Source organism: Epilithonimonas lactis, from assembly GCF_900110605.1.
In the GTDB taxonomy this organism is placed as follows: domain Bacteria; phylum Bacteroidota; class Bacteroidia; order Flavobacteriales; family Weeksellaceae; genus Epilithonimonas; species Epilithonimonas lactis.
Map to the genome: position 1 here is coordinate 841,177 of NZ_FOFI01000002.1, position 21,512 is coordinate 862,688.

At 38.7% G+C, this 21,512-nt stretch carries 20 protein-coding genes; 10 read left to right on the forward strand and 10 right to left on the reverse strand.

The window, feature by feature from the left end; translation table 11 throughout:
- Window positions 1–5 precede the first annotated feature (5 nt).
- The 3 genes from BMW39_RS09165 (at window position 6) to BMW39_RS09175 (ending at window position 4,135) form a co-directional block, all read left to right on the forward strand.
- The gene (locus BMW39_RS09165) at window positions 6–2,030 is read left to right on the forward strand and encodes a peptidoglycan D,D-transpeptidase FtsI family protein (RefSeq protein ID WP_034974002.1); all 2,025 of its coding nucleotides are present in this window, start codon (window positions 6–8) and stop codon (window positions 2,028–2,030) included.
- The gene (gene rodA, locus BMW39_RS09170; protein ID WP_034974004.1) at window positions 2,027–3,256 is read left to right on the forward strand and encodes a rod shape-determining protein RodA; all 1,230 of its coding nucleotides are present in this window, start codon (window positions 2,027–2,029) and stop codon (window positions 3,254–3,256) included. Before BMW39_RS09165 ends, rodA begins: the two co-directional genes overlap by 4 nt.
- A gap of 63 nt (window positions 3,257–3,319) precedes the next feature.
- On the forward strand, window positions 3,320–4,135 hold the full coding sequence (locus tag BMW39_RS09175) for a M48 family metallopeptidase (protein WP_034974006.1): 816 nt from the start codon (window positions 3,320–3,322) through the stop codon (window positions 4,133–4,135).
- Window positions 4,136–4,167: 32 nt separating this feature from the next.
- Here the strand turns inward: BMW39_RS09175 and BMW39_RS09180 are convergent, their stop codons facing one another.
- On the reverse strand, window positions 4,168–5,541 hold the full coding sequence (locus BMW39_RS09180) for an alpha-amylase family glycosyl hydrolase (RefSeq protein ID WP_083391910.1): 1,374 nt from the start codon (window positions 5,539–5,541) through the stop codon (window positions 4,168–4,170).
- A gap of 319 nt (window positions 5,542–5,860) precedes the next feature.
- Entirely contained in the window at window positions 5,861–7,483 is a 1,623-nt protein-coding gene (locus tag BMW39_RS09185) for an ABC-F family ATP-binding cassette domain-containing protein (RefSeq protein ID WP_034974008.1), read from the reverse strand.
- 78 nt (window positions 7,484–7,561) lie between these two features.
- Here BMW39_RS09185 and smpB point away from each other — a divergent pair, with 78 nt between their 5' ends.
- The 3 genes from smpB to BMW39_RS09200 all read left to right on the forward strand — a co-directional run bounded on the left by smpB (window position 7,562) and on the right by BMW39_RS09200 (window position 10,402).
- Entirely contained in the window at window positions 7,562–8,020 is a 459-nt protein-coding gene (gene smpB, locus BMW39_RS09190) for an SsrA-binding protein SmpB (RefSeq protein ID WP_034964024.1), read from the forward strand.
- A 67-nt stretch (window positions 8,021–8,087) separates the two neighbouring features.
- On the forward strand, window positions 8,088–9,560 hold the full coding sequence (locus tag BMW39_RS09195) for an OmpA family protein (protein ID WP_034974009.1): 1,473 nt from the start codon (window positions 8,088–8,090) through the stop codon (window positions 9,558–9,560).
- A 101-nt stretch (window positions 9,561–9,661) separates the two neighbouring features.
- Window positions 9,662–10,402: a YebC/PmpR family DNA-binding transcriptional regulator gene (locus BMW39_RS09200; RefSeq protein ID WP_034974011.1), complete on the forward strand. Its 741-nt coding sequence runs from the start codon at window positions 9,662–9,664 to the stop codon at window positions 10,400–10,402.
- A gap of 71 nt (window positions 10,403–10,473) precedes the next feature.
- Here BMW39_RS09200 and rpmA read toward each other — a convergent pair whose 3' ends face one another.
- Window positions 10,474–10,731: a 50S ribosomal protein L27 gene (rpmA, locus tag BMW39_RS09205; protein WP_028121647.1), complete on the reverse strand. Its 258-nt coding sequence runs from the start codon at window positions 10,729–10,731 to the stop codon at window positions 10,474–10,476.
- Between the two features lie 25 nt (window positions 10,732–10,756).
- A complete protein-coding gene (gene rplU, locus BMW39_RS09210; protein WP_034964031.1) occupies window positions 10,757–11,152 on the reverse strand; it encodes a 50S ribosomal protein L21 in 396 nt (131 codons plus the stop codon).
- A 334-nt stretch (window positions 11,153–11,486) separates the two neighbouring features.
- Between rplU and BMW39_RS09220 the strand changes: the two genes are divergently transcribed.
- The 4 genes from BMW39_RS09220 (at window position 11,487) to BMW39_RS09235 (ending at window position 15,470) form a co-directional block, all read left to right on the forward strand.
- A complete protein-coding gene (locus BMW39_RS09220) occupies window positions 11,487–12,989 on the forward strand; it encodes a GH3 auxin-responsive promoter family protein (protein ID WP_034974013.1) in 1,503 nt (500 codons plus the stop codon).
- Window positions 12,986–13,351: a hypothetical protein gene (locus BMW39_RS09225; protein ID WP_034974015.1), complete on the forward strand. Its 366-nt coding sequence runs from the start codon at window positions 12,986–12,988 to the stop codon at window positions 13,349–13,351. Before BMW39_RS09220 ends, BMW39_RS09225 begins: the two co-directional genes overlap by 4 nt.
- Before the next feature lie 257 nt (window positions 13,352–13,608).
- Window positions 13,609–14,844, forward strand: coding sequence for an MFS transporter (locus BMW39_RS09230; RefSeq protein WP_034974017.1), 1,236 nt, complete (start codon window positions 13,609–13,611; stop codon window positions 14,842–14,844).
- Between the two features lie 59 nt (window positions 14,845–14,903).
- Window positions 14,904–15,470: a YdcF family protein gene (locus tag BMW39_RS09235; RefSeq protein WP_034974019.1), complete on the forward strand. Its 567-nt coding sequence runs from the start codon at window positions 14,904–14,906 to the stop codon at window positions 15,468–15,470.
- Between the two features lie 39 nt (window positions 15,471–15,509).
- Here BMW39_RS09235 and glmM read toward each other — a convergent pair whose 3' ends face one another.
- The 6 genes from glmM to BMW39_RS09265 form a co-directional block, all read right to left on the reverse strand.
- Entirely contained in the window at window positions 15,510–16,892 is a 1,383-nt protein-coding gene (gene glmM, locus BMW39_RS09240; RefSeq protein WP_034974021.1) for a phosphoglucosamine mutase, read from the reverse strand.
- 73 nt (window positions 16,893–16,965) lie between these two features.
- Window positions 16,966–17,967 (reverse strand): DUF4421 family protein, encoded by a 1,002-nt coding sequence (locus BMW39_RS09245; RefSeq protein WP_034974023.1) that lies wholly within the window; start codon window positions 17,965–17,967, stop codon window positions 16,966–16,968.
- Window positions 17,968–18,006: 39 nt separating this feature from the next.
- Window positions 18,007–18,147, reverse strand: coding sequence for a FeoB-associated Cys-rich membrane protein (locus tag BMW39_RS19155; RefSeq protein WP_117596574.1), 141 nt, complete (start codon window positions 18,145–18,147; stop codon window positions 18,007–18,009).
- A gap of 34 nt (window positions 18,148–18,181) precedes the next feature.
- Entirely contained in the window at window positions 18,182–20,218 is a 2,037-nt protein-coding gene (feoB, locus tag BMW39_RS09255) for a ferrous iron transport protein B (protein WP_034974024.1), read from the reverse strand.
- Window positions 20,218–20,472 carry a FeoA family protein gene (locus BMW39_RS09260; RefSeq protein ID WP_034974026.1) on the reverse strand — a complete coding sequence of 85 codons (255 nt, stop codon included), beginning with the start codon at window positions 20,470–20,472 and terminating at the stop codon, window positions 20,218–20,220. Before BMW39_RS09260 ends, feoB begins: the two co-directional genes overlap by 1 nt.
- A gap of 103 nt (window positions 20,473–20,575) precedes the next feature.
- Complete coding sequence (locus tag BMW39_RS09265; RefSeq protein ID WP_051879850.1) at window positions 20,576–21,472, reverse strand: GLPGLI family protein; 897 nt, start codon at window positions 21,470–21,472, stop codon at window positions 20,576–20,578.
- Window positions 21,473–21,512: the final 40 nt, after the last annotated feature.

Here is a 21,512-nt window from a genome sequence, read left to right on the forward strand (position 1 = left end):
CACATATGAAATCACAATACCTCAAGATCACACTCGCCCTTTCTATCATTGCATTGATTTTCATTGCAAGACTTTCTTATTTGCAACTATTCACCGACCGCTATGCGTTGAATGCTGCGAATACTTCCATCAAAATAGAATATGTCATCCCACCACGAGGTGTCATTTTTGATAGAAACGGAAAAATATTGGTAGGAAATCAGCCTTCTTTTGAGATCTCTTACACGGCGGCACTTCTAAAACCAGATTTCGATACGATAGGATTTTGTAAATTATTGGGAATCACAGAACCAGAATTTGTCAAAACATTGAGGAATATTGAGAAGGAGAAATACTATTCCAAGCTGACGCCGATGACTTTTATGAAGAATCTAAGTCGAGAGGAAATGGCAAGGATCCAAGAATTGATCTTCAAATATCCAGCTTTCAGCATCGTTCCACGTCCACAAAGGCAATATGAGGTTAACACTTCCGGAAACCTTTTGGGATACACGAATCAGGTAAATGATGCGGACATCAAAAAAGATTCAACATACTATTTACCGGGTGATTTTGTCGGCAAAAGTGGTGTGGAAAAATCTTACGAAAAAGAACTTCGTGGTGAGAAGGGAATGAAATACATCCAAAAAGACATTCGCCAAAGAAGCATCGGTTCTTATAAAAACGGAGAGCTTGATAAAGAAGTGGTTACAGGAAAAGACCTTACCTTGACCATCGATTACGACCTACAAAGAATGGCGGAAGAGATGCTCGTGAACAAACACGGCGCAGTCGTCGCTCTAGACCCAAATAATGGAGAGATCCTGACGATGGCGACTGGTCCGGACATCGACCCAAATCTTTTCACAGGACCGCAAAAATCCAGAAATCTTTACAAATTAGCCAACGATACAATCTTCGAAAACAAACCAACTTTTGACAGATCGATACAAGCGGCCTATCCTCCGGGATCGACATTCAAATTGCTAACTGCTTTGGCAGCTATGGAAATGGGCGTGATGACAGACAAAACGATCTTCCCGTGTGGAAGAGGATTTTTCTACCGTGGAAAAAGTATTAAAGGTCACGGTGGTGCAGATCCGTTGATTCCTTCTATTCAGGTTTCCAGTAACTGTTACTTTACTTATGCTTATTTGGCCATCATCAAAAAGTATCCGGGAAATCCTTCCAAAGGCGTGGACGAGTGGAAAAAGATCATCAACAGTTTTGGCGTTGGAGAATTTCTTAACAATGATCTGGCCGTTGGGGCAAAAGGAAGAATCCCTTCTGGAGAATTCTATGAAAAAAGGATGAAATCGATCTATAAAGCAAGCGGCTCAAAAAGGACAGATTTCAAAAACTGGGACGAGATGCCGACAGGTGCTTTGTACAATGGAATGGGACAGGGTGATGTTCTCTTAACACCACTTCAAATGGCAAACTTCGTAGGCGCGATTGCTAACAAAGGTTGGTACTACACACCTCACATTGTGAAAAGCATCGACGGAAAACCAAATCCAGATCCAAGGTTCAAGAAGAAACATATGACGATGATTCAGAATCCTCAATATTATAATGTCGTTCTTCAAGGAATGGAGGCTGTTATGATCAAAGGAACAGGAAGAAGTCTTAGGTCAAAAGATTTTACGCAACTCGCAAAAACGGGTACTGCGCAAGTGCCTCAAGGAAAAGATAATTCTATTTTTGTATTGATCGCGCCTGCAGACAAACCGAAAATTGTGGTTGTAGCCGTAATGGAGCACGCAGGATTTGGTGCCACCTGGGCTGGACCAGCTTGTACTGTGATTGCAGAGAAATACATCACTGGAGAACTGAAACGGGAAAATCTCTACAAGAAGATGATCACGTCCAGCTTTATGCCAGAATATAAAAGACAGTATATTTCTGAGATGAAACGAAAAGGCTGGTACAAAGAACCACCTAAAGATACCGTGAAACTCAAAAAGATCAAAGACAGCCTCCAAGCTATTGAAAATAAAAAAAAGAAGGATAGTTCCAAAGTTAAAACTCTAAAAAACAATTCAAAATGAAGTGGGCAGAAGGGATAGATAAATTAGGAATTACACTTTACTTGATGCTTTGCATTTTCGCTATTTTTAATATTTATAGTGTGAAAGCAGATCTCGGACAAAAACAACTGATCTTCTTCGGGATTTCTTTGTTTGTCGGGATGATGATATTCTTTATGAGAACCAAGTTTTTCGAGAACATGTCTCCAATCATCTATGTTGGCGGTGTGCTGCTTCTGATCGGTTTGTTTCCTTTCGGGACGGAGATCCTTGGTCAGAAAAACTGGTACAAGTTCGGTGGATTTACAATGCAACCCGTTGAGTTTGCCAAAATTGGAACTACACTGATGTTGGCAAATTACGCATCAAATCAGGATTTTGATATCAAGAAAAAGCGCTCATTATATACATCCATTGCAATCGTTGCCATTCCCGGAATTGTTGTTCTAATGATTCCCGATGTCGGTTCATTGCTGGTGTTTTTTGCTTTTGTAATGGCACTTTACAGAGAAGGACTTTCCGGCTGGTTGTTCGGTGTTATCTTTATCTTCGCGGCTACATTTTTGATCTCAATTGCAGTCAATCCATTATATGTGGTGATTGCAATCCTCATTATTGCTGCCATTTTTGTCTTTTTCAATTTTTATAAGATCCAAGGAAACGTGATGTATATCGTTGCAATTGTTTTGACAGTTGGCGTTCTAAGTGGGTTGTCATATTCTTCCAGTTACATTCTTACCAAGCTTCCAAAACACCAGAGAGAAAGAATTGAAGTTTTATACAAAGGTGAAAAAGCATTCCGAGATACATCTGGATATAACTTGCTCTATTCCAAGACTGCAATTGGTTCGGGTGGATTCACTGGGAAAGGCTACAAGCAAGGTTCTGTGACGCAAGGTAAATTCGTTCCCGAGCAAGAGACCGATTATATTTTCTGTACCGTAGGCGAAGAGTGGGGTTTTCTGGGAAGCACGCTTCTAATCATTTGCTATTCTATATTTATTGGCAGGATCTATTATCTCGCTGAAAATCAGAAATCTACTTTCAATAGGGTTTTTGGATATAGTTTTGCCTCCGTTTTATTAATTCACTTTGCCATCAACCTTGGGATGGTCATGGGACTTTTCCCTACGGTTGGGATTCCACTGCCGTTTTTCAGTTATGGAGGAAGTTCGCTACTGGCTTTTTCAATAATGACATTTATTTTCTTTAAACTTAATTATGCTGATAAGAATAGTTTAGTATAATTTGTTTTAATTTCTCGATGGTATGTTAATTGTTGCGGAATTCTAAACAAATAAATAAAACTTATGAAAAAAATTATCTTCTGTGCAATCATCTTAGGTGGTTTCTGCACGACAAATGCGCAAAAAATAAGTCTTGGAAAAGCGACGGACATTGCTGGAAAAGGTTTGAAAGCTATGACTTTTACCAATGCTGACGCTGCCAAATTAGCCAAAGAATCTGTAGATTGGATGGATAATAACAATCAAGTGGCTGGTCCCAAAGATCCATACACAGTAAGATTGAACAAGCTTTTTGCAAAACACAAATCCCAAGACGGTCTTAGTCTCAATTACAAAGTTTACAAAGTAAAGGATATCAACGCATTTGCTTGCGCAGATGGCAGTGTTCGTGTCTTTTCTTCATTGATGGATATCATGACAGATGATGAGCTTCTGGCCGTAATCGGTCACGAAATTGGTCACGTAAAGAATGAAGATACCAAAGATGCCATCAAGTCTGCTTATCTCAAAGCTGCAGCATTGGACGCAGCATCTGCTTCGTCAAATACAGTGGCAACACTAAACAACAGTCAAATTGGAGAAATGGCGAACGCAATGTTAGATGCTACACACAGCAAAAAACAAGAATCACAAGCTGATACTTATTCTTACGACTTTATGAAAGCGAATGGTTACAACGTTGTTGGGGCTTATACAGCATTCAAAAAGTTAGCTTTGTTATCGGAAGGAGGAACAGCGCAATCTGGTTTCCAGAAGATGTTCAACTCGCATCCTGATAGCAACAAGAGGGCAGAAGCAATCAAAAAAAGAGCTGAGAAAGATGGTCTTTGGAAAGACCCAGGAACGGTTTCTTTACCAACTACAAAACTTACGAAATAGAAAAACGAAAGCAGCCAATTGGCTGCTTTTTTTTAGTTCTTTACCAAAACCAAATATTCCCAAGGTTTCAAATTAAGATTGGTCTTTTCAGAATTGATGTTGTAGATTTTGCCAGTAAACAATTCTCGGTATTGTCCATTGTAATATTTAGTATCAACGGAAGTTGGCAAACTTTTGTCGGAGAAATTATAGATGGATAAAACCGCATCGTTATTTTTTTCTCGGTAGATGGATAGGACGTCATTCATTTGATTGTTCGTCACTCTTATCATTTCTCCGCCACATTTTCCATTCCAAAGTGCTTGATTTTTATGTTTAAGTTCAAACAATTTTTGATATAATCCATAGAATTTGTGGTCTTTCCAGATGATTTCATCTTTCTCGAAGAACTCAAGGCTTCTGTCCAATCCAGCTTCCTGTCCGCTGTAGACCAAAGGCATTCCGTTGGCCGTTCCGCAAAGTACCATCGCGGTTTCCAATCCTTTTCCGAAGTTTGAAAACTGATTGCCTTCCCAAGAATTCTTGTCGTGATTGTCTGTGAACAGCATTCGATATGAATCCAATGGGAAACTGCCGACATCGTGCGCCATATATTCGTAAAGTGCGTTGGCGCCTTTTCCGCCGGTTGTAGCAAGTTTCAATTTATCCCAAAGCGTCCAGGAATAGGTCGCATCAAATGACTTTTTGTACAAATCTCTGGATTCCCATTCAGCCAGCATAAAAACTGGTTTTATCGCATCCATTTCTTCTCTCGCATTATCCCAGAAATCGACTGGAATGAAGCCTGCAACATCGCATCTGTAACCATCGATATTGGCTTCTTTTACCCAATATTTAAGTGCGCCGGTCATATATTCTCGGAAGTCGGGATTGTTGTAATCAAAGTCGATAACGTCGTCCCAATCGTACCAAGGTGTTGGCTGGAAGTTGCCTTCTCTGGATTTGGTGTACCAGTCCGGATGTTCTTTGGTCAATGGATTGTCCCAAGCGGAATGATTGCCGACCCAATCGATTATAACGTACATTCCCATTGCATGGATTTTGTCAACCAAGCTCTTGAAATCCTTCAAAGTTCCAAAGTCAGGATTCACGCCTTTGAAATCTTTTACGGAATAATAACTTCCCAATTTTCCTTTCCGATGCTCTTCTCCGATGGGATGGATTGGCATCAACCAAAGGATATCAATGCCCATTTTTTTAAGTCTTGGCAAATGCTTTTCGAACGCTTTGAAAGTGCCTTCTTTTGTGTATTGTCGGATGTTGACCTCGTAGATAGTCGCATTTTTGCTCCATTCTGGATGTTTGAGTTCTACGTAAGGTTTTGGCTGATAGCGTGGGTCTTTGGTCTGAGCAAATCCCAAAAATGGAATCATCAGAATGAGGAGTAAGTATTTTAATGAATTCATAAGGTTTATATATTTCTCTAAATTAATAAGAGTTTTTGATTTTCATTAATTTTAATTGAAAAAATATTCTGACTGAAAAACTATAATTGTGATTTGAAACTTCTACAAAATGAAAAACCCTTTCAAAGTATTGAAACTCTGAAAGGGTTTTTATTTGAATCGTTGTCGTTAATGACAAACGTTGATTTTATGTAGAAACCCGCGCCCCGACTTGAGCGGAAATCCTTTTTTGTAGCTGGTAAAGCTTTGGCAAAAAGATTGGGAGCCCTTCGACAAGCTCAGGATAAACTACAGGCGGATATAGGCGCCCAAATAATTTTTAAGAATACATTTGCTCCTGTAATTCTTTGATTTTCTTGTCAGATAGATATTCGTCGTAAGTCATATCTCTGTCGATGATTCCTTTCGGCGTCAACTCGATGATTCTGTTACAAACCGTTCCAAGCAACTCGTGATCGTGGGAAGACAACAGGATGTTTCCTTTGAAGTTGTTCAATGAGTTGTTCAAGGTTGTGATACTTTCCAAATCCAGGTGATTGATAGGCTCATCCAAAAGAAGAACGTTCGCTTTCTGAAGCATCATTCTACTGAACATACATCTCATTTTTTCACCTCCAGAAAGGACTTTACAAGATTTTAGAGCCTCGTCGCCAGAGAAAAGCATTCTTCCCAAGAAACCTCTCATAAATTCCTCGTGACGCTCCTCGTCATTCTTCGTGAATTGTCTCAGCCAGTCTACCAAGTTGATGTCATCTTGGAAGAAGTTGGTGTTGTCCAAAGGCATATGCGATTGGTTCGTCGTAACACCCCAAGCCACATTTCCTTTGTCTGCAGGAAGATTTCCGGCAAGGATTTCGAAAAATTCTGTGATTGCCAAAGAGTTTCTGGAGATTACAGCCACTTTATCACCTTTTTTAAGATTAAGGTCGATGTTTGTGAAGAGTAATTCGCCATCTTTGGTTTTTTGAAGACCTTTCACGTCTAGAATCTGGTCTCCAACTTCTCTTTCGGTGTCGAAAATGATGGCTGGATATCTTCTGGAGGAAGGTTTGATATCGTCGATGTTCAATTTGTCAATCATCTTTTTACGAGCAGTAGCCTGTTTTGCTTTCGCTACGTTGGAACTGAATCGCGCGATGAAATCCTGTAATTCTTTTTTCTTGTCCTCAGCTTTTTTGTTGGCCTGAGCTCTTTGTCTCGTTGCCAACTGTGAAGCTTGATACCAGAAAGAGTAGTTACCAGTGTAAAGATTCAACTTCGCATAATCCAAATCGCCGATGTGCGTACAAACGGTGTCCAAGAAGTGACGGTCGTGAGAAACAACGATCACGGTGTTCTCATAATCTGCCAAGAAATCCTCTAACCAAGCGATTGTAGCGATATCCAGGTCATTGGTAGGCTCATCCAGAATCAGTACGTCTGGATTACCGAACAATGCCTGAGCAAGCAAAACTCTTACTTTGTCTTTGTTCTCAAGTTCGCCCATCAATTGGTAATGCATATCTTCTGAAATACCAACATTTGAAAGCAAGGTCTGCGCATCAGCTTCGGAGTTCCATCCGCCCATTTCGTCGTACACTACGCCAAGTTCTCCAGCTTTGATTCCATCATCGTCTGAGAAGTCTTCTTTTGCATACAAAGCGTCCATTTCTTCTTTGATGTCGAAAAGCATTTTGTTACCTCTAAGGATGGTTTCCAATACCGTGAAGTTGTCGTAAGCAAAGTGGTCCTGCTCCAATACGGACATTCTTTTTCCGTTTTCCAAAGATACGTGGCCAGATGTTGGGTCTTGTTTTCCGCTTAATATTTTAAGGAAAGTCGATTTTCCTGCACCGTTGGCACCAATGATACCGTAGCAATTCCCTTTTGTAAATTTTATATTGACTTCATCAAAAAGAACTCTTTTCCCGAACTGTAATGATAAATTAGATACTGTTAACATATTGTTTTGTAAGTTTGTGCAAAATTACGAAAATTAGTTGGGATGAGGAAAGCCCTATAGTTATAATAATTTAACACTATGAAAATAGAAAAAACTGTTAATATCTTCAACAAAAGAGCGCGCTTCGAATACGAAATCCTGGACGAGTATGAGGCAGGTCTGGTTTTGACAGGAACCGAAATAAAATCTCTCCGATCTTCCAAAGCATCAATAACAGAAAGCTTTTGCCAGTTTATTGATGATGAACTTTATGTCATTAATATGATGATTGATGAATATAAGTTGGGAACTTTTTACAATCATAAAACAAAAAGGGAACGGAAATTGTTACTGCATAGTTACGAATTGCAAAAACTTAAAAAAAAGTTAAAGGATGTTGGCAATACGATAATCCCACTCAAGCTATATATTAATGATAAAGGGAAAGCGAAATTGCTTATATCATTAGCCAGAGGGAAAAAGTTGTTTGACAAAAGGGAGGCTATCAAGGATAGAGAGAATAAGGTTAACATTCAGCGGTTATTAAAGAAAAGTTAAAAAAACTTTGTTTATAAAGAAAAATTATATTTATTTTGCATTATCAATTATTTAATCATTTAATTCTATGAAAAATCTAAAATTAGGAATTACAGCTTTGGCACTTACTGTTGCCTCTTCTGTTTTTGCGCAAACTACTACTAACCCTTGGGTTATAGGTGTAGGTGCTCATGGAGTGAATCACGTTGCTCAAAGAAACAATTTCAGCAATACGTTCTCATTCAACAATTTTAAAGAAAACTTATTCGGTGTATCTAAGTATTCAATTACACCACCGCTTTCCAAATTGACAGTTGCAAGAAGCCTTGGAAAAGGTTTGGTTTTAGACTGGCAAACTACTGTTGGTAACGTTGACAACAAGAGATTTGGAATGGAGAAAGAGTTTTTCTTGATGACAGGTCTTGGTGTTCAATTCAAAGCTGCAGGTCTAATTTGGGACGAAGAGTCTTGGTTTGACCCGTACTTGAGAGTTGGTGCTAACTATTTAAGACATGACTATACAGGTATGACTTTCCCTCAAACGGATACTAAGTCAGGTGATGTATATGCTGCTTACAACGAGGATGGAGACATCAACGGTAAAGCTAATCACTTCACTGTAAGTACAGGTGCTGGTATTAATTTCTGGGTAACTAAAAACTTCGGTTTAGGTGTTCAAGGAGATTATGTTACTACTCCAGTTGATAAATCAAACGTTGCTAACTTCTGGCAAGCTTCTGCATCTATCTTATTTAGATTCGGAAACACTGACAGAGATAAAGACGGAATTCCAGACAAAGAAGATGCTTGTCCAGATGTTCCAGGTTTACCAGAATTCCAAGGATGTCCTGACACAGATGGAGATGGTATTCCAGATAAAGACGATCAATGTCCAGATGTAGCAGGTCCTAAAGAAAACAACGGTTGTCCTTGGCCAGATACAGACGGAGACGGAGTATTAGACAAAGATGATGCTTGTGTTGACGTTCCTGGTCCAGCTGAAAACAAAGGTTGTCCTTGGCCAGATACAGACGGAGACGGTGTACTAGACAAAGATGATGCTTGTCCTACTGTATTCGGTCTTGCTCAATATCAAGGTTGTCCTAAACCAGCTTCAGCTTACGCTGACGAGGCTACAGGAGCACTTACAAACATCTTGTTTGACTTCAACAAAGCAACTGTAAGAGCAGAATCTGCAGGTAAAATCGAACAAGCTGCTACTATCCTTAACGGAGCGAAAGATGCTACTTTCTTGGTAACTGGTCACACAGATGCTAAAGGTGCTGAAGCTTATAACTTGAAACTTTCTAGACAAAGAGCTGCTGCTGTAGTTGCTGCTTTAGAAGCTAAAGGTGTAAGTAAAACACAATTGAAATCAGTAGGAGTTGGTGAAAGAGACGCTAAAGTTTCTGAAAAAGCTTCTGATGCTGAAAGACAAGCTGATAGAAAAGTTGTAGTAGAGGCTGTAAACGGCGCTGCTTGGGATGCTCTTCAAAAATCAGATCTTCCAGTAGTAGAGAAAAAAGTAGTTAAGAAAAAAGCTACTAAAAAAAGAAAATAATTAGTAATTAATTTCTAAATATAAATACCTCCAATTTTAATTGGAGGTATTTTTTTTGTTTCTATATTTCAGTACTTTTGTAATATAAAATAAAACTTGTAATGGGAAGAGCATTCGAATATAGAAAAGCCTCAAAAATGGCCAGATGGGACAAGATGGCCAAAACGTTTTCCAAGATAGGAAAAGATATAGCCTTGGCGGTTAAAGCCGGTGGAACAGATCCAGAAGCCAATCCAGCACTTAGACGATGCATCCAGAATGCAAAAGGTGCTAATATGCCAAAGGACAATGTCGAGAGAGCAATCAAAAAAGCAAGTGGCGCAGATGCCGAGAACTACGAAGAAGTAACTTATGAAGGTTACGGACAAGGCGGCGTGGCGTTCTTTGTAGAATGTACGACGAACAACACAACAAGAACCGTTGCGAACGTAAGAGCAATTTTCAACAAGTTTGACGGCAATCTCGGGAAGAATGGAGAATTAGCTTTCATCTTCGATAGAAAAGGAATTTTCACTATCGAGAAGGCGCAAATCAAAACTGAATGGGATGATTTCGAAATGGAAATGATCGACGGTGGTGCGGAAGAAATTGACCAAGACGAAACAGAAGTTTTGATTACAACCGCATTCGAAGATTTCGGCGCAATGTCTCACAAACTGGATGACTTAAAGATCGAAGTAAAAAGTGCAGAACTACAAAGAATTCCGAATAACACAAAAGAAATGACGGATGACCAGTTTAAAGCCAATATGAAGATGCTAGAACGTTTCGAAGAAGACGATGACGTTCAGAACGTTTTCCATAATATGGAATTCACAGAAGCGCAATTAGAAACGCTTTAGCAAACAGATAGCAAATAAAAAATCCTGATACATAAGTCTCAGGATTTTTTATTTTTATAAAACGCCTTTAATTATGCGTTTGGTTCAATAGATACAAATGATCTGTTGTTAGCTTTCTTTCTGAAAACAACTTTACCGTCAACAAGAGCGTGCAAAGTGTGATCTTTACCCATCCCAACATTTTCACCTGGGTGATGCTGAGTACCTCTTTGTCTGATGATGATGTTACCAGCAATAGCGTCTTGTCCTCCGAAAATCTTCACGCCCAATCTTTTAGAATGAGATTCTCTACCGTTTTTGGAACTACCAACTCCTTTCTTATGTGCCATTTTATTTAAACTTTGTGGTTAAAAATTATTCAGCAGATTCGCTGGTTTCTGTTACTTCAGCTTTAGCCGCTTTCTTAGGTGCCGCTTTTTTAGCTTCTTTTTTCTCAGAATCAAAACCAGTGATACCAGTTACGATGATTTGAGTAAGAGATTGTCTGTGACCATTTTTCTTAGCATAACCTTTTCTTCTCTTCTTTTTGAAGATGATTACTTTGTCAGCTTGAACGTGGTCAAGAATTTCTACATCTACGGTAATACCGCTTACAGCCGGGGCACCAATTGTGATTGCGCCGTTTACAGTAAGAAGAACTTTATCAAAAGAAACTTTCGTCCCTTTGTCTCCTTTCAAACGGTTCACAAACAACTTTTGGTTTTGCTCAACTTTGTATTGAAGCCCTGCTATTTCTACAATTGCAAACATTGTTTATAAATTTTATATTATTCGAGGTGCAAAAGTACACTATTTCTTTCTAAAACACAAATACTTATCACAACTTTTCAATAATAATTATTATGGCAGCTTTATCCGCCTTCCGTTCCCAATCTTTTTGCCATCGCTTTTCCAGCCACAAAAAAGGATTTCCACTCAAGTCGGGCTGCGGATTCAACATACAAACAGGTTTAGTACTGAATAAGAAGTTTGTCATTCCGTAGGAATCTAGACTGCTGAGATTCCTACGGAATGACAAAGATTGTATATATATAATTATACATAAAGAATTGTTCATAAATTTGACAACCGAAAATTCTTAATGATGTTGGATTTTATCAAGAAAAATATCGCGCTCATCTGGGCCAAAAAACATATCGCCAAAACAAAAGATTTCAAAACCAATGCGGTAAAGAATCAGGAAGAGCTCTTGCTTTCACTTGTCAAAACGGCGGAAAAAACCTTGTTCGGAAGAGAACATCAATTCGAAGGGATAAAGACTATTGATGATTTCCGAAATAACGTTCCGATTGCAGATTACGAAGATTTGAAACCTTACATCGAGAAAGTCAAAAAAGGACAATCCAAAATCCTTTGGCCAGATTTGCCAGAATATTTCGCGAAAACCTCAGGAACAACTTCCGGTGCCAAATACATTCCGATTTCCAAAGAAGCAATGCCTTACCAAATTGGTGGGGCGCAAAGTGCACTTTTCCATTATATTGCCAAGAAAAACAACGCAGATTTCGTTGGTGGAAAAATGATTTTCCTGCAAGGTTCACCAGAATTGCAAGAAATCAATGGCATCAAAAACGGACGATTGTCTGGAATCGTGGCGCATCACATTCCAAATTACCTTCAGAAAAACAGATTGCCAAGCTGGGAAACCAACTGCATCGAAGATTGGGAAACCAAAATCGATAAAATCGTAGAGGAAACCGAGAAAGAAAATATGACCTTGATTTCCGGGATTCCGCCTTGGTTGATAATGTACTTTGAAAAACTGATTGACCGTCACGGAAAGAAAATCACAGAGATTTTTCCTAACCTTCAATTAATCATAACTGGTGGCGTGAATTACGAACCTTACCGAGATAAGATGAACGAATTGCTGGGAAAACCTGTCGATATCGTTCAGACTTTTCCAGCGTCGGAGGGATTTTTTGCGTTTCAGGATGATTATACGAAAGAAGGCTTGTTGCTATTGACGAATCACGGGATTTTTTATGAGTTTGTTCCTTTAGAAGAATTCGGGAAAGCAAATGCCAAAAGATTGACGCTGAAAGATGTGGAACTCAATAAAGATTACGCCTTGATTTTGACAACCAATTCCGGGCTTTGGGCATATTCCATTGGCGATGTGGTGAGATTCATTGATAAAAATCCGCACAGAATTTTGGTTTCTGGTAGGACGAAACATTTCACTTCCGCTTTTGGTGAACACGTGATTGCATTTGAAGTCGAGGAGGCATTGAAAGTAACGGTTGAGAAATTTCCGGCACAAATCACCGAATTCCATCTTGCACCACAAGTAAATCCTGCGCAAGGTTTGCCTTACCACGAATGGTTTATCGAGTTTGAAAAAGAGCCGGAAAGTTTTGAAGCGTTCAAATCTGAATTGGATTTGCAACTCAGAAAACGAAATACGTATTATGATGATTTGATTTCCGGAAGTATTCTGCAACCTTTGGTCATCACAAAATTGAAGAAAAATGCCTTCCAGGATTATGCCAAATCTGAAGGGAAATTGGGCGGACAAAACAAGATTCCAAGGCTTGCAAATGATAGAAAAATTGCTTTATATTTGGAAAAACTAAATTTACAATGAGAACTTTTTCTTTTCTGATTGCTTTGCTCATCCTTTTGCAATCTTGTACCACAACCATCTACAGAAGTACTTTGAACAAAGACAATTTTTCCGCAGTACAGACGGGAAAGAAATACACTTTTTACGAAAACGGTAAACCTAAATACAAAGCCAGAGTTTCATCTATGGATGAGAACAAGATTGTCGCAGTGGCAAACAGTCAGGAAGTGACGATTGCGAAGAATGATATTCGTGTGATTAAAAAGAATAATCCTGGTGGCACAACGGCGATTGTTGTAGGTTCAGTGGCTGGAATGACAGCGTTTGTTGCTTTGCTTGTTTCGCTCGTTAACAACAGTTCTCCCGAATATTACTATTACTAAGAATCTGAATATTAGAATTTGGAAATGTCAGTAGATGTTACCGAATCTTCAATAGACCGACCAATACCATAGCCCCGATAGGAACGGCATCCTTTTTTGTCATTGCGATTGTTGAAACGTTCAATGCTGTATTAATGTCGTTCGCAATGGCAAAAAAGATATAGTGGATAGCGGGATCAAGCTCCTAAAAATCCATCTTTCCAAATTATTTCCCGAAAATCGAATGCCAGTTGCGAGCTATCAACTATTTTTGCATAATGGTTTCATTCACACCGCTTCGGGTTTTAAAAAATATAGAATTTCGTCATCTTCTCACAGGTAGATTTTTCCTAATCATCGCATTCCGGATGCTGGCGACTTTGCTCGGCTGGTGGGTTTATCAATTGACGAAAGACCCGTTTTCAATTGGCCTGATTGGACTTTCGGAGGTGATTCCTGCTGTTTCTTGTGCGCTTTACGCTGGTCACGTCATCGATATGAATGAGAAAAAACGACTGCTTTTGATTTGCAATTATGCGTATGTGGTCCTCATCAGTTTGCTCTTGATTCCGGCTTTTCTTGGTCATAAATTACATTTTACCGGACACGAAATCACTCATTTTATTTATGCCGTTATTTTCTTTACTGGGATTTGTCGTTCGTTTTTGGGACCGCTGGTTCCGAGTATGATTCCGAGAATTGTGAAGCAGGAAAATCTGCCTTATGCGGTGACGCTAAATCAAGCGACATTTTTGATTGCATCGGTCTCTGGTCACGCTTTGGGAGGATTTTTGATTGCGTTGATTACGATAAAATGGACTCTGGTGGTGATTGTGAGTTGTATGGTTTTGTCGTCGCTGTTTTTCTGGACGATAAATAAACAATTTTCTGAGAATACGAAAAAGGACGTGAAGGTTTTTGAAAGTATGAAGGAAGGTTTGGCGTACATTTATAAGACGAAGGAAATCTTGGGCGCGCAAATGTTGGATATGTTTGCAGTGCTTTTTGGTGGTGCGGTGGCGATGATTCCGGTTTTTGCGAGTGATATTCTAAAAGTTGGCTCCGAAGGGTTTGGATTGCTGAACGCGGCGTCGGATATTGGCTCGATGATTATTATCATTACGCTTTCTTTGGTTCCGCTTCGTAAAAATCAAGGGAAAATATTGCTTTTTGTGGCGACTGGTTTTGGCCTTTGTATCATTGGATTTGGATTGTCGAAAATGTATTGGTTGTCGTTTGCGTTTCTTGTTTTAAGCGGAATGTTGGACGGAATAAGTGTTGTCATCCGTGGAACGATTGTTCAGTTGAAAACGCCTGAGGAAATCCGTGGTCGGGTTTTGAGTGTGAATTCGATTTTCATAATGTCGAGTAATGAACTTGGGCAATTTGAAAGTGGCTTGACGGCAAAACTGATGGGCGTTGTGCGTTCTGTGGTTTTCGGCGGAACGATGACGGTTTTGACGGCATTGTTTATTGGCGCGACTTCTAAGAAGTTGAGGAAGATGCAGTATTAGATTGCTTTTGGCAAATGGCTGATTGCTTTTGGCTCTAAATGCTTTAAATTGGATTTCTAATGAAGAGATTTTTCATTGTTATTAAATCGATTTTTGTCATTCTGATTGTTTGGTTTTTGGCTCACTCAATTTATATTACGATTGATGGATTGAATGATAAAAAGACAAACGCAGATGTTGCCATCGTTCTTGGAAATAAAGTGAATAAGGATGGAACTTTGTCCGAAAGATTAAAAGCCCGGCTTGATAAAAGCTTGGAACTTTACAATCAAAATAGAATTAAAATAATTATCGTTAGCGGTGGTTTGGGAAAAGAAGGCTTTTGGGAAGGAAAAAAGATGAAAGAATATTTGATTGAAAATAAAATTCCGACCGAGAAAATTTTAGTTGATAATTTCGGAAATGATACGGAGAAGACGGTTGAGAATTCGATTAGAATGATGGATAGTTTGAATTTCAAAAGTGCGATTTCTGTTTCGCAATATTTTCATCAGACCAGAACCAAGAAATTATTCAGAAAGAAAGGATTTGAGAATATTGAAAGTGCAAGCCCGGATTATTTTGAGTTGAGGGATTTCTACTCCATTTTTCGGGAGTTTGTGGCTTATTATAAAGAAGCGATTTAATTGAAATAAAAAAGGAAGCAAATTTTGCTTCCTTTAATTTTATATCAAACTTCTAATTTTCGCAATCATATCATCGCCCAATTTATCCGCTTCTTCCTGAGAAAACGCCTCAGTGTAAATTCTGATAATCGGTTCTGTATTTGACTTTCTGAGGTGAACCCAGTTTTCAGGGAAATCGATTTTTACACCGTCAACGGTTGAGATTTCTTCGTTTTTATATTCTTCCTGAACTTTGATTAATAAAGCATCAACGTCGATATCCGGCGTCAATTCGATTTTCTTTTTACCCATAAAATAACTTGGGTAAGTTGCTCTCAATTCAGAAACCGTTTTGTTTTCTTTCGCTAAATGAGTCAAAAATAAAGCAACACCAACCAAAGAATCTCTTCCGTAATGAAGCTCTGGATAGATGATTCCACCGTTTCCTTCACCACCGATGATAGCATTTTTTTCTTTCATTAAGGTCACCACATTCACCTCGCCAACAGCACTCGCAAAATATTCTGAATCAAGTCCTTTCGCCACATCTCTCAATGCTCGGCTGGAAGAAAGGTTGGAAATTGCCACGCCTTTTTTATCTTTCAAAAGGTAATCTGCCACGGCAACCAACGTGTATTCTTCGCCGAACATTTCTCCTTTTTCGTCCACCAAAGCCAGTCTGTCAACGTCTGGGTCAACCACGATTCCCATATCCGCTTTTTCCTTGATGACCAATTCGCAGATGTCGCCAAGATGCTCTTTCAAAGGTTCTGGATTGTGGGGAAATTGTCCGTTTGGTTCACAATAAAGCTTGATAACTTCAACGCCCAATTTCTCTAAAAGTGGTGGAATAGAAATTCCTCCGGTAGAATTAACAGCGTCAAGCACAACTTTGAATTTCTTAGCTTTTATCGCCTCAACATCAACTGTTGGTAAATCTAAAATTTGTTTGATGTGAATATCGAAAGCGTCGTCTCTGGTTTCATATTTTCCCAAATCATCCACTTCCGCATAATTGAAATCTTCGTTTTCCGCCAAAGCCAAAACTTCTGCACCATTTTCACCACTGATGAATTCGCCTTTCTCATTAAGCAATTTCAGAGCGTTCCATTGTTTTGGATTGTGAGAAGCGGTCAGGATGATTCCGCCGTCAGCTTTCAATTCAGGAACCATAATTTCCACGGTTGGCGTTGTGGAAAGTCCCAAATCCACCACATTGATTCCCAAACCTTGCAAAGTCGATGCAACAAGCGAAGAAACCATTTGACCGGAAATTCTCGCGTCGCGACCGATGACAAGCGTTAAATCTTTTTTATTTTTATTGTTCTGAAGCCAAGTTCCGAAGGCAGAAGCAAATTTCACCACGTCAAGAGGCGTCAGGTTATCGTTTACTTTTCCGCCGATGGTTCCCCGGATTCCGGAGATTGATTTTATTAATGACATTTTTTGATTTTAAGGTTTTTGTATTTTGAGTGCAAATGTATTAAAAAGAAGTGATTTTAAATTTAACCAAAGATTACAACGCAGGAATTTTGTCTTGAATTTTATCATAAATCTTCTTCACTTTTGCCGGCGCATTTAGTCGATAACCAATGAAAAAGAGAACGTAAAAATCATTTTCGGTCACATTTGAGTCGTTGTCTTTGTAATGATTTCCGGAATAATTGAACTTAGAACCGAAAAAAAACTTCTCAGAATTGTAACCCAAATGCAATCCCGCACCAAAGTTTTGAGTGAAATAATTGTCCTTGTCTCTTTCATTTAAACTCACATCATTTTTATAATTGCTCCATCTTTTCCCCAATCCGCCGTAGATAAAAGGGGCAACGTTAATATTTTTGGTAAGAAGATAATTGTAATGATAACCAAGGTCGAGACTCAAATCCAAGCGTCTCTCACGGGATTTTGTTCCATCCTGAATGTCGGAAAATATCACGTACTCATAATTGAAAGCCGGAACAAAACTGCCACTACTCGTCGTTTGCCATTCTTTTTGATAGTAAATTCCCTGGAGCGAAAAATCTTTATTAATGATATAAGACGTGGAACCACCGAAACTTTGAAACCTCAAATTCGGAAAAGTCAAATACGGGTCTTTGTTTTTTCTCCAATCGGCAACGTAGTCGTGGGTGTTTTTTAGATAGTAACCTTTGCTGTTTTTATAGGAAAGCGTCTGAATGAAATTTTTCGGGAAAAATCTAAAATTGTAACTCGTAAAACTGCTTTTTCCCTTTAAATCGTTGTTGTTACCGGGAATAAATTTTGGGGCAAAAGAGATACTCGCACTGATAAATTTATAATCAATCCCAAAGGTCGTATTAATCTGATTGTTGAGCGCCAATCTTGGTTCTACGAGAAGGTCTCGGGAGGAAATGACGAGTTCGTTCGTATTCGTATCGATATTCAATCGAAGCATAATCTTGTCGTCATAGGAAATCACTTGACTATTGATGCTGTCGTTTTGTGCAGATGTGAAAATGCAGAAAGTGAGCAGGATAAAAGTGAAAGATTGTTTCAACAGCCTTAATTCTTGAAGCTAAAATTAAGCTTTTTTCAATTAAGAACACCCACAATCAGGACCACAGTTTTTGCTGTCTTTCTTGGAAAATGTCTTGGCAAATTTCTTAAAAATGAAATACAATGCTCCCAAAACCAATAATCCGATGATTGCGTACTGTATGATGATTGAGTTTTCCATTTTTTAAATTTTCCTTAATGATTTTTCTTGAAAATTATTTCAGAATCTGATAGGCAACAAGTGCCGAAAAGTATGCCAAAATTGTCATTGCAAAAGTCTGCAACATTGTCCATTTCAAACTTCTGGTTTCTTTGTAAACTACCGCTATTGTGGAAATACATTGCATTGCAAAAGCATAGAAAAGCAAAATCGAAACGCCTGTCGCAAAGCTGAAAACCTTCTCACCATTTGGATGAACGTCCAATCGCATTTTCTCAATCAATCGGCCTTCCGGCGCTTCCTCGTCCAAACTGTAGAGCGTTGACAAAGTTCCTACGAAAACTTCCCGCGCCGCGAAGCTTGTCAAAATTGAGATGCCCATTTTCCAATCGTAGCCCAAAGGTGCAATCGCTGGTTCCATAGAGCGACCGATTTTTCCCAGATAAGATTGTTCCAACTTCACATCAGAAGCAATCGTTTGATTTGTCTTTTCTGATGGTCCAAAATAACTCAAAGTCCACAAAATAATGCTGACTGCAAAAATCACTTTTCCCGCACCTGTGATGAATTCCCAAACTTTACCTAAAACCAATTTGAAATCATAGCCAAACAAAGGCATTTTGTAAGTCGGTAAATCCATTACCAGGAAACTTTTGACTTTGGTTTTGATTAAATTTTTAAGAATCAATGAAGAAAATAATGACATTCCGAAACCTAGAAGATACATTGCCAAAAGTGCCAAAGCTCTGTATTTTATCCCATAAAAATTCTCGTCAGGAATAATCAATCCAATAATGATGCTGTAAACAGGCAACCGCGCAGAGCAAGTCATAAAAGGCGTTACGAGAATGGTAATCAATCTTTCCTTGATATTTTCGATGTTTCTCGTGGACATAATTGCCGGAATGGCACAAGCTGTTCCGGAAACCAATGGAACAATACTTTTTCCATTAAGTCCAAAAGGTCTTAAGAATCTGTCCATTAGAAAGATAACTCTCGCCATATAGCCGGAATCTTCGAGGAGATAAAGGAAATAAAGCAAAATCCCAATCTGTGGCGCAAAAATCACGATGCCTCCGATTCCTGGCACAATTCCATTTGAAATCAATGAATTGATTGGACCTTCGGGAAGATTCTCTCCAGAGAAATCGGAAAGCCAACTGAACGCGCCTTCTATCCAATTCATCGGATATTCTGCCAAAAAGAAAACACTTTGAAATATGATTAATAAAATCAAAAGAAAAACCAAATAACCCCAAATTGGATGAACCAAAATCCGGTCGAGTTTCTCCGTCAGCAATTGTTTTTTCTGAGGTGTTTTTTCTGTAGTTTCAGAGATTATTTTGTCGATATTCTGATAACGTCGAACCGTTTCCTGAATTTGAAGACGTTTTGGAACATTACATTTTGCATCTTCTTGGCTGATGATTTCGTTGATTCTTTCAATCTTTCCGAGATAAGTGTCGGCCGCGAGAAGTGTCCAGATTTTGTAAAGATTGTGGTCTTTTGTATTTTCAGCAATCTTGTGCACCAAGCCTCTTTGTTCAATCGGAATTTCAAAAGTGCTTTGGGAAGATTTTTTGAATTGATTATTAAAAATAGCCTCACGCACTTCTTCAATCCCCAAATGTTCTTTCGCATTCGTTCTTAGAATATCGACATTCAGTTTCTTGGAAAGCGCACCAGTGTTGATTTTAATACCACGTTTTTCCGCTTCATCAATTTGATTCACGACCATCAAGATTGGAATTCCCAAATCCTGAATCTGCTGAAACAAAAGCAAACTTCGCTTCATATTGATGGCATCTGCGATGTACAAAACGCCAGCATAATTCTCCTGCTCCTGAATCAAATATCTGGAAAATATCGCTTCATCCTCGGAAGTCGGGTAGATGCTGTAAGAGCCGGGAAGGTCGGTGATTTCTACTTCCTCATTTTTGTAAGTGTAGTTTCCGGAAAGGCTCGCAACGGTAACGCCAGCGTAGTTTCCGGTTTTTTGTTTTCTGTTGCAAAGACTATTGAAAAGTGTGGATTTCCCCACATTCGGGTTTCCGACCAATAGAATTTGTTTCTTGTTTTTCTGATTCTGCATTATCCCAACACTTCTACTTTGATGAATTTTGCTTCCTGTTCTCTCAGTGCAACTCTTGTTTTCTCAGAGCCATATTCGATATAAAGCGGACCGTTGAATGGCGCTTGATAGAGAATTTGAAATGAGGTTTCCGGCAGAAGTCCCATTTCCATTATTTTTGTAGGCATCTGCAGGTCATCATTGTCGTAGCCTGTGATCTTTCCCAATTTGTTTTTGGGGAAGCAGCACAATTTATCAGGATGTTTGTTTTGCAAAACTTATCGATTTTAGAACTGCAAATATAGCTTGTTTTAAATAAATCTAAATAAGGATATTAATCATAAAAAAACCGGGAAGTTAATTTCCCGGTTTGTGATTTTATTTTTTCTTTTTGTCTGTCGTGGTTTGAACCTCTATTGGATTGTCGTTGCTGTTGAAGAAATCTTTCAACATCTTTTCCTGTGTTTTCAAAGCTTCACCAATGGTGACATCGCTGCCCGGCATTTTCATACTAAGCATATTTTGTGGAACCTGAGTTCTTGCTTCTGCCATCGGATCTTGTTTGAAAGCTGCATAGGACTTCTCGAATTTATCTTTTGGAATGATCTTCAATTCATTGCTCATTCCGAATTTTGCATTCAGTTCTTCGGCATAGGTCAATTCTTTCCAGTCTTTTATCGATTTGTTTCCAGATAGCAACCAAGAGTAATTTTTACCTTCGTCCTCCACTTTTACGATAAGTCCTGGCAATCCGTAGAATTTATATGGTCCATCTTGGAAAGGAATTTCCGTTGCGAACCAAGCGGTCCATTTTCTGCCTCCAAATTCCGTAGTTGCTTTCTGAGTATTGTATTCTCCGATTTTTTCTTTGTCTGTTGTGATTTTCCAATCAAACTTAATGTTTTCTTCATATCCAAAAAGATTTCTGCTGATTCTATCGCTGTAAGTCTCAAGCATGGAAGGATAAGCTTTGGTGATCTTGTACGAGAATTTTGGCATTTTGATCATTTTGGAAATGTCTTTCCAAGTTTTCGTTTTTTCCATTTCTTCCACGGCTACTTTTATGATAGAATCCTGGGCTGGAAAAGTAAAGTCTTGGTAGATCGATTTATCTTTAACGATATCAAGCGTCGTCATCACTTTATCAATTTTCGCAGAATCTTTTTTTGGTTTGAAACTTAATTCATAAAAAAAGCGATTCGCAGTTTGCTGTGCCGAAGCTATAAATCCAAATAAAAGTATTGGAATGATGAACAATTTTTTGAGAGATTTCATATTTTATATTTTTTGTTTCTGAATAATTAGTGCAGGATTT

Excerpts from the sequence above, each read along its gene's own strand:
- BMW39_RS09195 (WP_034974009.1), top strand. The coding sequence starts at position 8,088 with ATGAAAAATCTAAAATTAGGAATTACAGCTTTGGCACTTACTGTTGCC.
- BMW39_RS09230 (WP_034974017.1), top strand. The coding sequence starts at position 13,609 with ATGGTTTCATTCACACCGCTTCGGGTTTTAAAAAATATAGAATTTCGT.
- BMW39_RS09185 (WP_034974008.1), bottom strand. The coding sequence starts at position 7,483 with ATGTTAACAGTATCTAATTTATCATTACAGTTCGGGAAAAGAGTTCTT.
- BMW39_RS09225 (WP_034974015.1), top strand. The coding sequence starts at position 12,986 with ATGAGAACTTTTTCTTTTCTGATTGCTTTGCTCATCCTTTTGCAATCT.
- BMW39_RS09165 (WP_034974002.1), top strand. The coding sequence starts at position 6 with ATGAAATCACAATACCTCAAGATCACACTCGCCCTTTCTATCATTGCA.
- rpmA (WP_028121647.1), bottom strand. The coding sequence starts at position 10,731 with ATGGCACATAAGAAAGGAGTTGGTAGTTCCAAAAACGGTAGAGAATCT.
- BMW39_RS09175 (WP_034974006.1), top strand. The coding sequence starts at position 3,320 with ATGAAAAAAATTATCTTCTGTGCAATCATCTTAGGTGGTTTCTGCACG.
- BMW39_RS09235 (WP_034974019.1), top strand. The coding sequence starts at position 14,904 with ATGAAGAGATTTTTCATTGTTATTAAATCGATTTTTGTCATTCTGATT.
- BMW39_RS09265 (WP_051879850.1), bottom strand. The coding sequence starts at position 21,472 with ATGAAATCTCTCAAAAAATTGTTCATCATTCCAATACTTTTATTTGGA.
- feoB (WP_034974024.1), bottom strand. The coding sequence starts at position 20,218 with ATGCAGAATCAGAAAAACAAGAAACAAATTCTATTGGTCGGAAACCCG.
- BMW39_RS19155 (WP_117596574.1), bottom strand. The coding sequence starts at position 18,147 with ATGGAAAACTCAATCATCATACAGTACGCAATCATCGGATTATTGGTT.
- BMW39_RS09180 (WP_083391910.1), bottom strand. The coding sequence starts at position 5,541 with ATGAATTCATTAAAATACTTACTCCTCATTCTGATGATTCCATTTTTG.
- BMW39_RS09220 (WP_034974013.1), top strand. The coding sequence starts at position 11,487 with ATGTTGGATTTTATCAAGAAAAATATCGCGCTCATCTGGGCCAAAAAA.
- rodA (WP_034974004.1), top strand. The coding sequence starts at position 2,027 with ATGAAGTGGGCAGAAGGGATAGATAAATTAGGAATTACACTTTACTTG.
- BMW39_RS09200 (WP_034974011.1), top strand. The coding sequence starts at position 9,662 with ATGGGAAGAGCATTCGAATATAGAAAAGCCTCAAAAATGGCCAGATGG.
- rplU (WP_034964031.1), bottom strand. The coding sequence starts at position 11,152 with ATGTTTGCAATTGTAGAAATAGCAGGGCTTCAATACAAAGTTGAGCAA.
- smpB (WP_034964024.1), top strand. The coding sequence starts at position 7,562 with ATGAAAATAGAAAAAACTGTTAATATCTTCAACAAAAGAGCGCGCTTC.
- glmM (WP_034974021.1), bottom strand. The coding sequence starts at position 16,892 with ATGTCATTAATAAAATCAATCTCCGGAATCCGGGGAACCATCGGCGGA.